At 69.7% G+C, this 16119-nt stretch carries 13 protein-coding genes; 1 reads left to right on the top strand and 12 read right to left on the bottom strand.

Annotated elements, in window-relative coordinates; translation table 11 throughout:
• Positions 1-283 precede the first annotated feature (283 nt).
• Together ACZ9QC_RS07150 and ACZ9QC_RS07145 are read right to left on the bottom strand one after the other, a co-directional pair.
• Complete coding sequence (locus tag ACZ9QC_RS07150) at positions 284-775, bottom strand: NUDIX domain-containing protein (RefSeq protein WP_472919349.1); 492 nt, start codon at positions 773-775, stop codon at positions 284-286.
• A gap of 64 nt (positions 776-839) precedes the next feature.
• The gene (locus tag ACZ9QC_RS07145) at positions 840-1937 is read right to left on the bottom strand and encodes an ADP-ribosylglycohydrolase family protein (protein WP_472919348.1); all 1098 of its coding nucleotides are present in this window, start codon (positions 1935-1937) and stop codon (positions 840-842) included.
• Between the two features lie 214 nt (positions 1938-2151).
• Between ACZ9QC_RS07145 and ACZ9QC_RS07140 the strand changes: the two genes are divergently transcribed.
• Complete coding sequence (locus ACZ9QC_RS07140) at positions 2152-3336, top strand: glycerate kinase (RefSeq protein ID WP_472921621.1); 1185 nt, start codon at positions 2152-2154, stop codon at positions 3334-3336.
• Positions 3337-3339: 3 nt separating this feature from the next.
• Here the strand turns inward: ACZ9QC_RS07140 and ACZ9QC_RS07135 are convergent, their stop codons facing one another.
• From ACZ9QC_RS07135 to ACZ9QC_RS07090, 10 genes are all read right to left on the bottom strand, one after another.
• Positions 3340-4560 carry an alpha/beta hydrolase gene (locus ACZ9QC_RS07135; protein ID WP_472919347.1) on the bottom strand — a complete coding sequence of 407 codons (1221 nt, stop codon included), beginning with the start codon at positions 4558-4560 and terminating at the stop codon, positions 3340-3342.
• Between the two features lie 204 nt (positions 4561-4764).
• Entirely contained in the window at positions 4765-5586 is an 822-nt protein-coding gene (pssA, locus tag ACZ9QC_RS07130; RefSeq protein WP_045556561.1) for a CDP-diacylglycerol--serine O-phosphatidyltransferase, read from the bottom strand.
• A 40-nt stretch (positions 5587-5626) separates the two neighbouring features.
• Positions 5627-6283 (bottom strand): phosphatidylserine decarboxylase, encoded by a 657-nt coding sequence (locus ACZ9QC_RS07125; RefSeq protein WP_078531507.1) that lies wholly within the window; start codon positions 6281-6283, stop codon positions 5627-5629.
• A 191-nt stretch (positions 6284-6474) separates the two neighbouring features.
• Positions 6475-7680 carry an acyl-CoA dehydrogenase family protein gene (locus ACZ9QC_RS07120; protein ID WP_472919346.1) on the bottom strand — a complete coding sequence of 402 codons (1206 nt, stop codon included), beginning with the start codon at positions 7678-7680 and terminating at the stop codon, positions 6475-6477.
• Positions 7681-7682: 2 nt separating this feature from the next.
• Entirely contained in the window at positions 7683-8195 is a 513-nt protein-coding gene (locus ACZ9QC_RS07115) for a MaoC family dehydratase (RefSeq protein WP_469074995.1), read from the bottom strand.
• 15 nt (positions 8196-8210) lie between these two features.
• Positions 8211-9185, bottom strand: coding sequence for an HpcH/HpaI aldolase/citrate lyase family protein (locus ACZ9QC_RS07110; protein ID WP_239758478.1), 975 nt, complete (start codon positions 9183-9185; stop codon positions 8211-8213).
• Positions 9182-11218 (bottom strand): protein meaA, encoded by a 2037-nt coding sequence (locus ACZ9QC_RS07105; protein WP_472919345.1) that lies wholly within the window; start codon positions 11216-11218, stop codon positions 9182-9184. Before ACZ9QC_RS07105 ends, ACZ9QC_RS07110 begins: the two co-directional genes overlap by 4 nt.
• A gap of 8 nt (positions 11219-11226) precedes the next feature.
• Entirely contained in the window at positions 11227-12564 is a 1338-nt protein-coding gene (gene ccrA, locus ACZ9QC_RS07100; protein WP_472919344.1) for a crotonyl-CoA carboxylase/reductase, read from the bottom strand.
• 435 nt (positions 12565-12999) lie between these two features.
• On the bottom strand, positions 13000-13809 hold the full coding sequence (locus ACZ9QC_RS07095) for a TetR family transcriptional regulator (protein WP_230213611.1): 810 nt from the start codon (positions 13807-13809) through the stop codon (positions 13000-13002).
• Positions 13810-14023: 214 nt separating this feature from the next.
• Complete coding sequence (locus ACZ9QC_RS07090; protein ID WP_472919343.1) at positions 14024-15847, bottom strand: 3-hydroxyacyl-CoA dehydrogenase family protein; 1824 nt, start codon at positions 15845-15847, stop codon at positions 14024-14026.
• Positions 15848-16119 lie beyond the last annotated feature (272 nt).

The raw sequence follows: 16119 nt of genomic DNA, 5'->3' as shown, positions 1-16119 counted from the left end.
TCCGGCGCCACGGCCCGCGCCCGGGCCGCCGGTCACGGTGTCCCGAGTGCTGCCCCGGCCACCGAGCGGGGCGACGAGGCGCGATCGCTCGGACGGGGCTGACGTCAGCCTAGATGCTGGAGTGACGAACGGGCAGCGTTTTCAGCCATCACTTTAAACTTCTATTAAATGGCAGGCTCACCCACTTAACGTTCTGTACAAGGCGAGTTGACGCGATGTCAGCTGACTCCTGTCAACGACGGGCGGTGACCGAGCGACCCCGCGGTGGCTGATCCTCGACGGTTCAGGCCACTCGCTGGCCGTTCTCCAGCTCGACCGCCCCGGTGCCCTCCGCCAGCGCGTCGAGGGCGGCCAGCACCCGTCGGCCGAGCGGTCCCAGGAGGTACCCGGGGAGTTCGGCGCGCGGGACGAGCCGCCACGACAGCAACTCCTCCTCCTGCAACCGGATCCGCTTCAGATCGTCCTCGTCGAGCACCCCGCCGTCGTACACGTACGCCACCAGCGGCGGCCGTCCCGCCCCGCGCACCCAGTCCACGGCGAGCAGCCGCCCCGGCTCCACGTCCAGCCCGATCTCCTCCAGGGTCTCGCGCCGCGCCCCCTGCCTCGGGCTCTCGCCGTCGTCCGACTCGATCGTCCCGCCCGGAAGCGCCCATCCCTCACGGTAGTTGGGCTCGACGAGCAGCACGCGCCCCTCGGCGTCACGGAAGATCGCGGCGGCACCGGCGAGGACACGGGGCAGGCTCGCGATGTACGCGGCGAAGTCCTGAGTGGTCATCCGCCCAGGGTAGACGGCCCGCGACGGCGGGAAATCGGCGCTCGGGGAGCGGAAGGACCGGCGCTCAGGGGCCGAATGTCTCGGCCAACCGCACTGTGCGCTGGGCGAGTTCGCTGATGCGCACCCCGTCGAAGCCGAACACGGCGCTGCGCACGGTGTCCTCCAACGGGTCCTTCCAGCGCTCCGGGATCGCCGCCGCCCCACACAGCACACCCGCCACCGAACCGGCGGTGGCCCCGTTGGAGTCGGTGTCCAGGCCGCCTCGGACGGTCAGCGCGAGGGTGCGGGTGAAGTCACCCTCGCCGTAGAGCAGCCCGGCCGTGAGCACGGCGGCGTTCGGCACCACGTGGATCCAGCCGAGCCCGGACGTCTCCTCGCCCACCGTCGTGAGCGTCTCCTCCCAGGCCAGTCCGGCCTCGTACAGCGACACGACCCGCCGCACGGTCCGCGCCAGCCGGCTGCTCGCCGGGACCACCGCCAGCGCCTCGTCCAGCGCGGCCCGCGCCCCCGGCGCCGTGAACGCCGCCGCGATCAGCGCCGCCGCCCACATCGACCCGTACACGCCGTTGCCGGTGTGCGACAGCACCGCGTCGCGCCGGGCCAGCGAGGCCGCGCGCCGGGGCAGGCCGGGGGAGGTCCAGCCGAAGACGTCGGCGCGGATCAGGGCGCCGATCCACTCCTGGTACGGGTTGTCGTAGGTGGCCGTCAGCGGCGGCTTCAGCCCGGCCGCGAGGTTCCGGTACGCCACCCGCTCCGCCGTGAACGTCTGGAGATACGGCAGCCGCAGCAGCCACAGGTCACCGAGCTGCTCGGTGCTGAAGCCGAAGCCGTGCGTCTCCAGCAGGTGCAGCCCGAGGATCGCGTAGTCCACGTCGTCGTCGCGGCAGCTGCCGTGGATCCGCCCGCGCACGCACTCGCGCCACTCCGGCCGCAGCGCGAGCCCGTCGCTCTCGGTGGGCGGTTCCGGGAGGTAGTCGGTGAGCGGCAGGGCACCGGCCAGCCGCAGATAGCGGTCGATCCGCGCCCGTGTCCACACCTCCCCCTGCTCCACCGGCTTCCCGAGCATGTTCCCCGCGATCCGGCCCAGCCAGCCCCCGAGCACACGGTCGGCGAGCTCGGCACCGACCGGGGGCGCGAGGGGGGTGGTGGTCGTGGGCGTCATGTCCGAAGGTCTACCCGATTCCGCCCGATTCCGCGCACGCCGGCCCGGCGGGGCTCGCGCGGTGTCCGCCCGGCGGTGCCCGGCGGACGGTGTTCGGTGGGCGGGACGGGGCATGACGTACCGGGGCCGGGGCGGTTAGGGTCACAGCGGCGCGACTGCCTTGACGTGCGCAAGGCCCGACGAGCGAGGGGAACGCAAGGTGGCGAACGCCGCGATGGACGGGATCGACACGTCCGGCGACACGGGCACGGCCGACGACAGGGGCACTGCCGCCCCGCGGGTGCTGATCGCCGCGGACAAGTTCAAGGGCACGCTGACGGCCGTCCAGGTCGCCGAGCGGGTCACGGCGGGCCTGCGCCGGGTCCTGCCCGACCTGGAGGTCGACGCGCTGCCGGTCGCCGACGGCGGCGACGGCACGGTGGCCGCGGCGGTCGCGGCCGGTTTCGAACGCCGCGAGGTACGGGTCTCGGGGCCGCTCGGTGAGCCCGTCACCGCCGCCTACGCGCTGCGCGGCGACACGGCCGTCGTGGAGATGGCCGAGGCGAGCGGCCTGCAACGGCTCCCCGCCGGGGTCTTCGCACCGCTCACGGCCACCACGTACGGCTCGGGGGAGCTGTTGCGCGCCGCGCTCGACGCGGGCGCCCGCACGATCGTGTTCGGCGTCGGCGGCAGCGCCACGACGGACGGCGGCGCCGGCATGCTGGCCGCGCTCGGCGCGCGCTTCCTGGACGCGGCGGGGGAGCCCGTCGGGCCCGGCGGCGGAGGCCTGCGCGACCTGGCGACGGCGGACCTGTCGGGCCTCGACGAGCGGCTCACGTCGGTCGACCTCGTCCTGGCGAGCGACGTCGACAACCCGCTGACGGGCCCGAAGGGCGCCCCGGCCGTGTACGGCCCGCAGAAGGGCGCGAGCCCCGAGGACGTGGCGACGCTGGACGCGGCCCTGACGCACTTCGCGGCCGTCCTGGAGAAGACGGTCGGGCCGCGCGCCGCCGAGCACGCCCTCGCCCCGGGCGCGGGCGCCGCGGGCGGCATCGGCTACGGCGCCCTCGTCCTCGGTGCCCGCTTCCGGCCCGGCATCGAGGTGATGCTCGACGTCCTGGGCTTCGCGGCGGCGCTGTCGAAGGCCACGCTCGTCATCACCGGCGAGGGCTCCCTGGACGAGCAGACCCTGCACGGCAAGGCCCCGGCGGGGGTCGCGGCGGCCGCGCGCGCCGCCGACAAGGAGGTCGTGGCGGTCTGCGGCCGCCTGGCCCTGCCACCGGAGGCCCTGGGCCGGGCCGGCATCCGCCGGGCGTACCCCCTGACGGAGGTCGAGCCGGACGTTGAACGGTGCCTGGCGGATCCGGGGCCGATTCTGGAACGGGTGGCTGAGGGGATCGCGCGGGACTTTTTCGCCTGATCCCTAGGGCAGGCGGATCAGGTTGCCGTCGAGTTCCCTGAAGAAGCTGCCGCTGCCGTGGCCCTCCACCTCGCCCTTCTTCAACCAGTGTTTCGAGAAGTGGTGGATGGCCTCGGCGGTGGTCTCCCAGACGAGAGAGTGGCCCGAAGCCTCGAAGCAGAACATCAGCTTCTTCGACCCCGCGATGGCATCGTAGAGGGCCGGCACGGAGAAGTTGAGGTTGTCGGGCATCGGCGTCGGGCTGTTGGCCGTCCGGTCGTTCTCTCCGTAGAGGATGAGCACGGGAACGCGACCACCCAGCAGGTACTCGTTCTCTCTCATGAGCGGCACGGTGTGGTTGTTCCAGCCCCACCAGTAGGTGTTCCGGTATCGCAGGACGCCCTCCGGCTCGCCGCCGTTCACCCTGCGGCCCCACTTGCTGCCTTCGTGGTCGTTCTGCATGCAGGCTTCCCACGCCAGCTCGTCGATGCCGGGCTCCCACAGGGCGGCGGGGCCGGTCAGCGCGGCTTTGAAGCCTCTCTTGCTGGTCACGTGCATCGGGAAGCCGAACTGGTTCTCCGGCTTGGACACGGGCAGCGTCAGGGCCTCGGCCGGACGCCCGAAGGGCTGGTCGGCCTTCTCGGACCACCGTCCCTTCGGCGGGAACATAGGGGCGAGCAGGAACAGGCTCCTGACGTCGTCGGGGTACCGGAGCGCGTAGGGACCCATCACGAACGAGGCCGCGGACCAGCCCACGAAGTGGATCGGCTTGTCCGCGTCGGGAAGATCCCTGATGTACTCGACGACCGACTTCACCTCTGCCCATTCGCTCTCCGAGTTGCCCAGCTGCGAGGGGTACGGAGGCGGGGGAGTGCACGGCTCCGACAGGGGGTTGGGGACGAGCACCTGCGCCTGCTGGGCGGGGTTGGTGTTGCACGGCACGTCCATGGTCGGGCGAGGTGACCGTCCGGAGCCTTGGAGGTCCATGATGAAGACGTCGAAACCGGCCTTGGCCAGCTTCTGGGCCCAGCTGTACCGGCTCGGGTTCTCATCGCCGGGCACCGGCGCGAGGTCGAAGCCTGGGAGGGCCGGCACGCTTCTGCCGTGCAGCATCAGCACCGGCTCGCGGTCGTGCCCGTGGGTGCCGTTGTACTCCCGGACGGGCAGCTCCACCTCGGTGCCCGCGTTCGCCGGTATCTGCGAAGTGTGCTTCACCTTGTGTTCTATGGGTGTGGACGAGGCCATGCTCTTCTCCTGACGCTCGAAAGGTGTCAACTGATGTGAAACCCACCCCTTTCCACCGTCCACCTCTTCCTCACCCCCAGCAACTGGAGCCCCACACGAGGTAGTTGACCCCTCAAGGGCAAACCCCGACGCCCTTGAACGCGAAACGGGTGTGGCCCGAGCCATGAAGGCTCGGGCCACACCCGTCAGTGCTGGAGCGGAGCGTCAGGGCAGCTGGGCCGCCCGCGCCTCGCGCCGGTTGTCGCGGAAGTTGTTCACCCGGCGGGCCGTGGCGAACAGCGGGATGACCGCGCCCATGACGAGCTGCAGCGCACAGCCGGTCTGGAGCAGCAGCTGACCGCCGGGGGCGTCGAAGGCCCAGGCCGCCAGAAGGCCCATCGCGAGGACGATCCAGGTGAGCACGGCGCCCGCGAGGGGACCCCGCGGCTTCGGGTACTCGACGCGGCTCACCATCAGCCACGCGACACCGACGATGGCCAGGAGCGTCGCCACGAAGGGCAGCTCAAGCAGCACGATCGAGATGACCGTCAGCGCGCCGAACGGCGACGGCATGCCCTGGAAGGTGCCGTCCTTCACCGTCACGCAGGAGAATCTCGCGAGCCTCAGCACCACGGCCAGCAGCACGACGATCGCCCCCACCGCCGCCACCCGCTGGTGCGCGTCGTCCGCGACCATGCCGTAGACGAGGACGAAGTACGCCGGCGCGAGGCCGAAGCTGATGAGGTCGGAGAGGTTGTCCAGCTCCGCGCCCATCGGCGAGGAGCGGAGCTTGCGCGCCACCAGCCCGTCGAACAGGTCGAAGATCGCCGCGCACAGCATCAGGATCACCGCGGTGGCCGCGCTGTGCCGGGCCATGCCCGACTCCTGGCTGCCGGTGAGGTGCGGGATCAGGATGCCCGTGGTGGTGAAGTACACCGCCATGAAGCCGCACGTGGCGTTGCCGAGGGTGAGCGTGTCCGCTATCGACAGGCGGAGCGACAGTGGCATCTCCTCCGCGTCGTCCTCCACCTCGTCGACTTCGGGCACCCAGCCCGTCGCGGCCGTCTGGCCGGGTTGGGTCTCCGGATCAATCACGGTCAATGCGAGTCACCCCAGCCACGGTCTTCTGGCCCACCTCGACGTCGATCTCCACACCCTCCGGCAGGTAGATGTCGACGCGGGAGCCGAAGCGGATCAGCCCGATCCGGTCACCCTGCTCGACCTTGGTGCCCTCGGGGATGTACGGAACGATACGGCGAGCCACGGCGCCGGCGATCTGGATCATCTCGATGTCACCGAGTTCGGTGTCGAAGTGCCAGACGACGCGCTCGTTGTTCTCGCTCTCCTTGTTGAACGCCGGTACGAACCCACCCGGGATGTGCTCCACGGACGTCACCGTGCCGGAGAGCGGCGCGCGGTTGACGTGGACGTTGAGCGGGCTCATGAAGATCGCGACGCGGGTGCGGCCGTCCTTCCACGGCATGATGCTCTGCACCACTCCGTCTGCGGGCGAGATGACCCGGCCCTGGGCGATCTCACGCTCGGGGTCGCGGAAGAACCACAGCATGCCCGCCGCCAGCGCGGTGGCGGGTACGGCCACGGCCCGGGCGGCGCCGGAGCGGCGCGAACGGGCGAGGCTGAGTGCTGCGGTGGCGACGGTCGGGAGAAGCCACGGCGATGCTCCGCGCGCAAGACGTACGCCTGCCAGGCTGTCGCGTGGTGCAGAGGTTTGGCTGTGGGGCATGGATGACCTTCGTAGCGGATGATGCCGCGCGGTGACTGGGGACGGCGGCTTTCACGGGATCGTACCGGTCGCGGACCGCAACTGGGCAAGCCAGGAAGCCGAGTCGACGACCGAAGAGTGCTGACGGGGTGTGATCTTCTTCTCGAAGAAAACACCCCGAACCAGACATCCGACCCCGGACCAACCGCGTACTAGCCCTGGAATCGATACTCTTCGAGCAGCCGACGACCGATGATCATTTTCTGGATTTCGGCGGTACCTTCGCCGATCAGCAGCATCGGCGCCTCGCGGTAGAGGCGCTCGATCTCGTACTCCTTGGAGAAGCCGTAACCGCCGTGGATCCGGAAAGCGTCCTCGACGACTTCTTTGCAGTATTCGGAGGCGAGGTACTTCGCCATCCCTGCTTCGAGGTCGTTTCGTTCGCCCGAGTCCTTTTTGCGTGCTGCGTTGACCATCATGGCATGCGCGGCCTCGACCTTGGTAGCCATCTCGGCCAGCTTGAACTGGATCGCCTGGTGCTGGGCGATCTGCTTGCCGAAAGTGTGGCGCTGCTGGGCGTACTGGACACCGAGTTCGAATGCACGCTGAGCGACACCGCAGCCACGTGCGGCCACATTCACCCGGCCGACCTCGACGCCGTCCATCATTTGGTAAAACCCCCGGCCGGTGCTGCCGCCGAGTACACGATTGGCCGGAATGCGCAGTCCGTCCATGATGAGCTCGGTCGTGTCGACGCCCTTGTAGCCCATCTTGTCGATCTTCCCGGGAATGGTGAGACCCGGGCGGACCTCTCCGAAGCCGGGCTCCTTCTCGACCAGGAAGGTCGTCATCGACTTGTGGGGCGCCGTGCCCTCGGGGTGTCCTTCGTCACTTCGGACGAGTACGGCGACGAGTGTTGACGTTCCGCCGTTCGTCAGCCACATCTTCTGACCGTTCAGGACGTACTCGTCGCCGTCCTTGACCGCCTTCGATGTGATCGCCGACACATCCGAACCGAGTCCCGGCTCCGACATCGAGAAGGCGCCCCGGACGTCACCGGCCGCCATCCTCGGCAGGAAGTGGTCCTTCTGCTCCTGCGTGCCGTGCTGCTTGATCATGTACGCCACGATGAAGTGCGTGTTGATGATCCCGGACACGGACATCCAGCCCCGGGCGATCTCCTCCACGCACAGCGCGTACGTGAGGAGGGACTCGCCCAGGCCGCCGTACTCCTCGGGGATCATCAGCCCGAACAGGCCCAGTTCCTTGAGCCCGTCGACGATCTGCTGCGGGTACTCGTCCCGGTGCTCCAGCTCGGTCGCGACCGGGATGATCTCCTTGTCCACGAAGTCGCGGACGGTGGAGAGGATCTCCTGCTGGACGTCCGTGAGACCGTGGGTCTGGGCGAGTCGTGCCATGGCTACTTCTCCTGCTCCCTGAGCTCGGGGCGGCCCGGCTGCTCGCCGCCGCGCTCCTTGATGTAGGTCTCGGTGGGCACCATGACCTTGCGACGGAACACACAGACCAGCGTGCCGTCCTGCTTGTAGCCCTTGGTCTCCACGTACACGATGCCGCGGTCGTTCTTCGACTTCGACGGCCACTTGTCGAGCACGGTCGTCTGGCCGTAGACCGTGTCGCCGTGGAAGGTCGGCGCCACGTGCCGCAGCGACTCGATCTCCAGGTTGGCGATCGCCTTGCCGGAGACGTCCGGCACGGACATGCCCAGCAGCAGCGAGTAGATGTAGTTCCCGACCACCACGTTCTTGCCGAAGTCCGTCGTCTTCTCGGCGTAGTTGACGTCCATGTGGAGCGGGTGGTGGTTCATGGTGAGGAGACAGAAGAGGTGGTCGTCGTACTCCGTGACCGTCTTCCCGGGCCAGTGCTTGTAGACCGCCCCGACCTCGAACTCCTCGTAGGTGCGTCCGAACTGCATCGCGCTCAGCGCTCCTTAGTTGTCGGGGGTCTCGAACTTGGAGGTGCGCTGCATGCCGGCGGCGCGTCCCTTGCCGGAGATGACCAGCGCCATCTTGCGGCTGGCCTCGTCGATCATCTCGTCGCCGAGCATCGCCGAGCCCTTCTTGCCGCCCGCCTCGGAGGTGTAGTAGTCGTACGCGTCCAGGATCAGCTCGGCGTGGTCGTAGTCCTCCTGCGAGGGCGAGAAGATCTCGTTGGACGCCTCGACCTGACCGGGGTGCAGCACCCACTTGCCGTCGAAACCGAGGGCCGCGGCTCGCTGGGCGACCTCGCGGTAGCCGTCGATGTTGCGGATCTGCAGGTAGGGGCCGTCGATGGCCTGGAGGTTGTTGGCGCGGGCGGCCATCAGGATCTTCATCAGGATGTAGTGGTAGGCGTCCGCCGGGTAGCCGGGCGGCTGCTCGCCGACGACCAGCGACTTCATGTTGATCGACGCCATGAAGTCGGCCGGGCCGAAGATGATCGTCTCGACGCGCTGGGAGGCCGTCGCGATCTCGTTGACGTTGTTCAGGCCCTGCGCGTTCTCGATCTGCGCCTCGATGCCGATCTTGCCGACCTCGAAGCCCATCGTCTTCTCGATCTGGGTGAGGAGCAGATCGAGGGCGACGACCTGCTGGGCGGTCTGCACCTTCGGCAGCATGATGCAGTCGAGGTTCTGGCCGGCGCCCTCGACGACGGTGACGACATCGCGGTACGTCCACTCCGTCGTCCAGTCGTTGACCCGCACGACTCGCGTCTTGCCGGTCCAGTCGCCCTCGTTGAGGAACTTGACGATGGTGTGCCGCGCCTCGGGCTTGGCGAGCGGGGCGCAGGCGTCCTCCAGGTCGAGGAAGACCTGGTCCGCCGGGAGGCCCTGGGCCTTCTCCAGGAAGCGGGGGTTGCTTCCCGGCACCGCGAGGCAGGAGCGCCGCGGGCGAAGGCGGTTCACCTGAGGAACAGGGCTGGTCATGCGGGGACCTCCGTGCTGATGAGGGGGCTGAGCTTGTTGGCCTTACGGATCTCGTCGACGATACGGCCGATGATCCCGGTGATGTCGAAGTCCTTCGGGGTGAACACGGCGGCCACTCCGGCGGCCCTGAGCCGGTCCGCGTCGGCGTTCGGGATGATCCCGCCGGCGATCACCGGGATGTCGCCGGCACCCGCCTCGCGCAGCCGCTCCAGCACGTCCGGGACCAGCTGGGCGTGCGAGCCGGAGAGGATGGAGAGCCCGACCGCGTGCACGTCCTCGGCGAGGGACGCGTCCACGATCTGCTCCGGGGTGAGCCGGATGCCCTGGTAGACCACCTCGAAGCCCGCGTCACGGGCCCGCACGGCGATCTGCTCGGCCCCGTTGGAGTGCCCGTCCAGGCCGGGCTTGCCGACCAGGAAGCGGAGCTTGCCGACACCCAGGTCCCGCGCCGTCAGGTCCACCTTGCGGCGGACCTCCGCCATGGCCGAGCCCTCCTCGGCGGAGACGGCCACCGGAGCCGACGAGACACCGGTCGGCGCCCGGAACTCGCCGAACACCTCGCGCAGGGCCCCGGCCCACTCGCCGGTCGTGACCCCGGCGCGGGCGCACTCCAGGGTGGCCTCCATGAGGTTGTCGGTGCCCTTCGCGGCCTCCTTCAGCCGCTCCAGCGCCTTGCACGGACGCGGGTGGTTGAAGGGCGGCTGGTAACGGGTGTCGCGCCAGTTCCGGAGCGACGCGATGACCCGGGCCTCGACCGCAGGGTCGACCGTCTGGATCGCCGCGTCCAGGTCGGCGGTCAGCGGGTTCGGCTCGGTCGACTCGTAGATGTTGACGCCGACGATCTTCTCCTCGCCGGACTCGATCCGGGCCCGGCGCTCGGCGTGCGAGGAGACCAGCTGCGACTTGAGGTAGCCGGACTCGACGGCGGCCATCGCGCCGCCCATCTCCTGGATCCGCTCGATCTCGGCGAAGGACGCCTCGACCAGCTCGGCCACCTTCGCCTCGATGACGTGGGAGCCCTCGAAGATGTCCTCGTACTCCAGCAGGTCGCTCTCGTGCGCCAGCACCTGCTGGATCCGCAGCGACCACTGCTGGTCCCAGGGCCGGGGCAGGCCCAGCGCCTCGTTCCAGGCCGGCAGCTGCACCGCCCTGGCCCGCGCGTCCTTGGAGAGCGTCACGGCCAGCATCTCCAGCACGATCCGCTGGACGTTGTTCTCCGGCTGCGCCTCGGTCAGCCCGAGGGAGTTGACCTGGACGCCGTAGCGGAAGCGCCGCTGCTTGGGGTTCTCGATGCCGTACCGCTCGCGGGTGATCCGGTCCCAGATGCGGCCGAAGGCCCGCATCTTGCACATCTCCTCGACGAAGCGGACGCCCGCGTTCACGAAGAAGGAGATCCGGGCGACGACGTCACCGAACTTCTCGGCCGGGACCTGCCCGGAGTCCCGCACGGCGTCCAGCACCGCGATCGCCGTGGACATCGCGTACGCGATCTCCTGCACCGGCGTGGCGCCCGCCTCCTGCAGGTGGTAGCTGCAGATGTTGATCGGGTTCCACTTCGGGATGTGGGAGACCGTGTACGCGATCATGTCCGTCGTCAGCCGGAGCGAGGGTCCCGGCGGGAACACATGGGTGCCCCGCGACAGGTACTCCTTGACGATGTCGTTCTGGGTCGTCCCCTGGAGCCGCGTGATGTCCGCGCCCTGCTCCTCGGCGACGACCTGGTAGAGCGCCAGCAGCCACATGGCGGTGGCGTTGATCGTCATCGAGGTGTTCATCTGCTCCAGGGGGATGTCCTGGAACAGCCTGCGCATGTCACCGAGATGGGCCACCGGGACGCCGACCCGGCCGACCTCGCCGCGGGCGAGGATGTGGTCGGAGTCGTAGCCGGTCTGGGTCGGCAGGTCGAAGGCGACCGACAGACCCGTCTGCCCCTTGGCGAGGTTGCGCCGGTACAGCTCGTTGGACGCCTCGGCCGTGGAGTGACCGGCGTACGTGCGCATCAGCCACGGCCGGTCCTTCTGACGCTCACTCATCTTGGACCTCAGATGTTCCGGAAGCGGTTGATGGCGTCGATGTGCTGGGCGCGCTTGGCGTGGTCGCGCACACCGAGGCCCTCCTCGGGGGCGAGCGCGAGGACGCCGACCTTGCCCTGGTGGAGGTTGCGGTGCACGTCGTACGCGGCCTGCCCGGTCTCCTCCAGGGAGTAGACCTTCGACAGCGTCGGGTGGATCTTGCCCTTGGCGATCAGGCGGTTGGCCTCCCAGGCCTCGCGGTAGTTCGCGAAGTGGGAGCCGATGATCCGCTTCAGTGACATCCACAGGTAGCGGTTGTCGTACTCGTGCATGTAGCCCGAGGTGGAGGCGCAGGTGGTGATGGTGCCGCCCTTGCGGGTGACGAAGACGCTCGCGCCGAAGGTCTCGCGGCCCGGGTGCTCGAAGACGATGTCGATGTCCTCGCCGCCGGTGAGCTCGCGGATGCGCTTGCCGAAGCGCTTCCACTCCTTGGGGTCCTGGGTCTGCTCGTCCTTCCAGAACTTGTAGCCCTCGGCGTTGCGGTCGATGACCGCGTCGGCGCCCATGGCCCGGCAGATATCGGCCTTCTGCTCGCTGGAGACGACACAGATCGGGTTGGCGCCGCCGGCCAGCGCGAACTGCGTGGCGTAGGAGCCGAGTCCGCCGCTGGCGCCCCAGATCAGCACGTTGTCGCCCTGCTTCATGCCGGCGCCGTTGCGGGAGACCAGCTGCCGGTACGCGGTGGAGTTCACCAGACCCGGTGCGGCGGCCTCCTCCCAGCTGAGGTGGTCCGGCTTCGGCATCAGCTGGTTGGACTTGACGAGCGCGACCTCGGCGAGGCCGCCGAAGTTGGTCTCGAAGCCCCAGATCCGCTGCTCGGGGTCGAGCATCGTGTCGTTGTGGCCGTCGGAGGACTCCAGCTCGACGGAGAGGCAGTGCGCGACGACCTCGTCACCGGGCTTCCAGGCGTTGACGCCGGGGCCGGTGCGCAGGACGACGCCCGCGAGGTCGGAGCCGATGATGTGGTACGGCAGGTCGTGGCGCTTGGCCAGCTCGCTGGTGCGGCCGTAGCGCTCCAGGAATCCGAAGGTGGACAGCGGCTCGAAGATCGAGGTCCACACGGAGTTGTAGTTGACCGAGGAGGCCATGACGGCCACCAGGGCCTCGCCCGGGCCGAGCTCCGGCAGCGGGACCTCGTCCAGGTGGATCGACTTGCGCGGGTCCTTCTCGCGGGTCGTCATGCCCGCGAACATCTCCGTCTCGTCCTTGTGCACGGTGATCGCGCGGTACGACTCGGGGAGCGGCAGAGCGGCGAAGTCGGCGGACGTGGAGTCCGGCGACTGGATCGCGTCCAGGATGTCCTTCACGGTGGTGCCTCCGGCGACGAGCGTCCTCGTGGGAAGACGCTGTTGAGGGTTACGTCGGGTGCTGCTGCTGGGTGGTGATGCCGTCGGTTCGGCGGAGGTGGTGCTTCGGCGGCGCTGTGTGTGGCGCGGAGGGTTGCCTGTGACGCAGGCGTCCGGGCGCGCGGACCGAGGTCTGCGGGGACAGTCGGCGTACGGGGTTCATCCGCACTCCGGCCGCCCGGACTCCTTCAACGTATGGCACGCCGTGTCACCCCGCAAGGCACCCAGTGCCAGAAAGTTCGCTCAGGTGAAATCTTTACGTAACACCTGAGCGATGATCGATCAGGCGAGGGTGGAAAAGGGCCCCTGACGTGCCAAAACGGCCACCCCGAGGGGTGGCCGTTCTCACAGTTACCGTTGAGTAGATCGTGGTTTCAAGCGCGGTTCGGGGGTGGGTCAGCGGTCGCGGAGCGCCTCTTCGATGGTCCGCATGACCTCGTCGAGCGGGGCGTCGGTGCGGGCGACGGTCACCAGGACCTCGCCGTGCGTGGACGTCGTCGCGGCGGCCGGCTCGGGCGCCAGGGTGCGGCCGGCGCCGATGCCCGTGCCGAAGGTCTTGCGGACGATGGCGAAGGCGTGGTCGAGCTGGGTCTCGACGTCGCCCTGTCCGCCGGATCTGAGCCACCGCCGCAGCACGTGGTTGTGCGCGGTGACCACGGCGGACGCGGCCACCTCGGCGAGCAGCGGGTCGTCGTTGCCGGCGTCGTGGTGGGCGTGCTCGTCGAAGTGACCCAGCAGATAGCGGGTGAAGAGGCGCTCGTAGCGGGCCACGGAGGCGATCTCCGCCTCCCGGAGAGTGGGGACCTCACGGGTCAGCTTGTAGCGGGCGACCGAGATCTCCGGCCGGGCCGCGTACATCTTCATGACCTCCTTGATCCCGCGGCACACCGTGTCGAGCGGATGCTCGTGCGGGGGCGCCGCGTTGAGCACCGCCTCGGCGCGGATCAGGGTGTCGTCGTGGTCCGGGAAGATCGCTTCTTCCTTGGAGCGGAAGTGGCGGAAGAAGGTGCGGCGGGCGACCCCGGCCGCCGCCGCGATCTCGTCGACGGTGGTCGCCTCGTACCCCTTGGTCGAGAACAGCTCCATGGCCGCGGCCGCCAGTTCCCTGCGCATCTTGAGGCGTTGGGCGGCGGCACGACTCCCCGCGGCGCTCTCCGGAGCGTCGGGCGCAGCTGGTGTACGTGAGGACTTGGCGGGCTGGGACATGCCCCGAACGTACTGCATCCGTGCAGGAGAGTGCGCGTGTCCGGCCATCCGCCCGCCCCGCTCGGGCGGGGGAGAGTGCAGGTGGGCGGGCCCCGGAGCGGCGGAACGGGCCGGGGGCGGACGGCTGCCCGGGTCGAGCAGCCCGCCCCAGTCCGGGCCCGCCGACGCGGGCCCGTCCCGGTCCGTCCCCGTACCCGCCGGGGCGCCCGACCGCTCAGCGCTTGGCATATTCGCGGAAGCCGCGGCCCGTCTTGCGGCCGAGGCAGCCCGCGGCCACCAGGTGCTCGAGGAGCGGCGCCGGGGCCAGTCCCGGGTCGCGGAACTCGCGGTGCAGCACCTTCTCGATGGCCAGCGAGACATCCAGTCCGACCACGTCCAACAGCTCGAACGGGCCCATCGGGTAGCCGCCGCCCAGCTTCATGGCCGCGTCGATGTCGTCCAGCGTCGCGTAGTGCTCCTGCACCATCTTGATCGCGTTGTTCAGGTACGGGAACAGCAGCGCGTTCACGATGAATCCGGCCCGGTCGCCGCAGTCCACCGGGTGCTTGCGGACCTTCGCGCACAGCTCGCGGACCGTGGCGTGCACATCGTCGGCCGTCAGCACCGTACGGACCACCTCGACCAGCTTCATCGCCGGCGCCGGGTTGAAGAAGTGCATCCCGATCACGTCCTCGGGACGCGAGGTGGCGCGGGCACAGGCGACGACCGGCAGCGAGGACGTGGTGGTGGCGAGGATCGCGCCCGGCTTGCACACCTTGTCGAAGGTCGCGAACAGCTGCCGCTTGACCTCCAGGTCCTCGGCCACCGCCTCCAGCGCCAGATCGACGTCGGCGAACGCGTCGTAGGAGCCGGCCGGGGTGATCCGGTCCAGGGTCTCGGCGGCGGCCTCGACCGTCATGCGCCCCTTGTCGACGGAGCGGGCCAGCGACTTGCCGATCCGCGCCTTCGCGGCCTGCGCCTTCTCCTCGCTGCGGGCGGCGAGCACGACCTCGTACCCGGCCTTCGCGAACACCTCGGCGATCCCGGACGCCATGGTGCCGGAGCCCGCGACACCCACGGAGCGGACGGTGCGTCCGGCGACCGTGACGGCCCCGTCCCGCGGCGTCAGCGCGTCCGGCACGACCGTGGCGGAGCCGGGCGCGTCGTAGGAGTAGAAGCCTCGCCCCGACTTGCGGCCGGTCAGACCCGCGTCGCTGAGCTGGCGGAGGATGGGCGCCGGTGCGTGCAGCCGGTCGTGCGAGGCCGCGTACATGGCCTCCAGGACCGTGCGCGCGGTGTCGATGCCGATGAGGTCCAGCAGCGCCAGGGGGCCCATCGGCAGCCCGCAGCCGAGCCGCATGGCCGCGTCGATGTCCTCGCGGGAGGCGTACTTGGCCTCGTACATCGCGGCGGCCTGGTTGAGGTAGCCGAACAGCAGCCCGTCGGCGACGAAACCGGGCCGGTCGCCCACCGCGACGGGCTCCTTGCCCAGATCGAGGGCGAGATCCGTGACGGCCGCGACGGCCTGCGGCGCGGTCAGCACCGAGGAGACGACCTCGACCAGCTTCATCGCGGGCGCCGGGTTGAAGAAGTGCAGACCGAGGACCCGCTCCGGACGAGCCGACTCCGCCGCCAGCCGGGTCACCGACAGCGCGTTGGTACCGGTGGCGAGCACGGCCTCCGGCCGCACGATCGCGTCGAGTTCACGGAAGACCTGCTGCTTGATCTCGTACGACTCCGGGACGACCTCGATCACCAGGTCGGCGTCGGCCGCGGCCTGGAGGTCGGTGAAGGTACGGAAGCGGGCGAGGGCGTCACCGCGCTCCCGCTCGGTGATCCGCCCACGGGTCACGGCGCGCTCGGTCGCGGCCTCCAGGACCGCGACGGCACGCGCGCCGGCGGCCTCGCTGATGTCGATGCCGACGACCTCGCGGCCGGCCCGGGTCAGCACCTCGGCGATACCGGTGCCCATGGTGCCGAGACCGACCACGGCGATCGTCTGGAACGGGGACTGCGCGGACGAAGGGGACAGCGACGAGTCGGAAAGGGGAGTGGCCATCGCGGGACTCCAGGAATGAGGGTGACGACTGAGGGAAGCGCCGCGGATACGCGAAGAGCGCGTGAGCGGCGCGTGGGGCGCGGGTGTTGGTGGTGCCGGGCTGATGAACGCACACGCCCGGTGCCGTCGCCGCGGGGCGTGCACACGCCCGGGGGAACGGCTGAACCGACCGGCCCTGTCCCGAGGCCGAGCCGTACTGGTACGCCGGACAGCGAAACTCCGGGTACCGAACCGACTGTGCTCGCGACGGCTGCGTCACCAAACCGTCGAGA

The organism is Streptomyces sp. HUAS MS02 (assembly GCF_055702265.1).
Note: the sequence above shows the minus strand (reverse complement) of the source record. Positions and strands in the feature narration are given on the sequence as shown.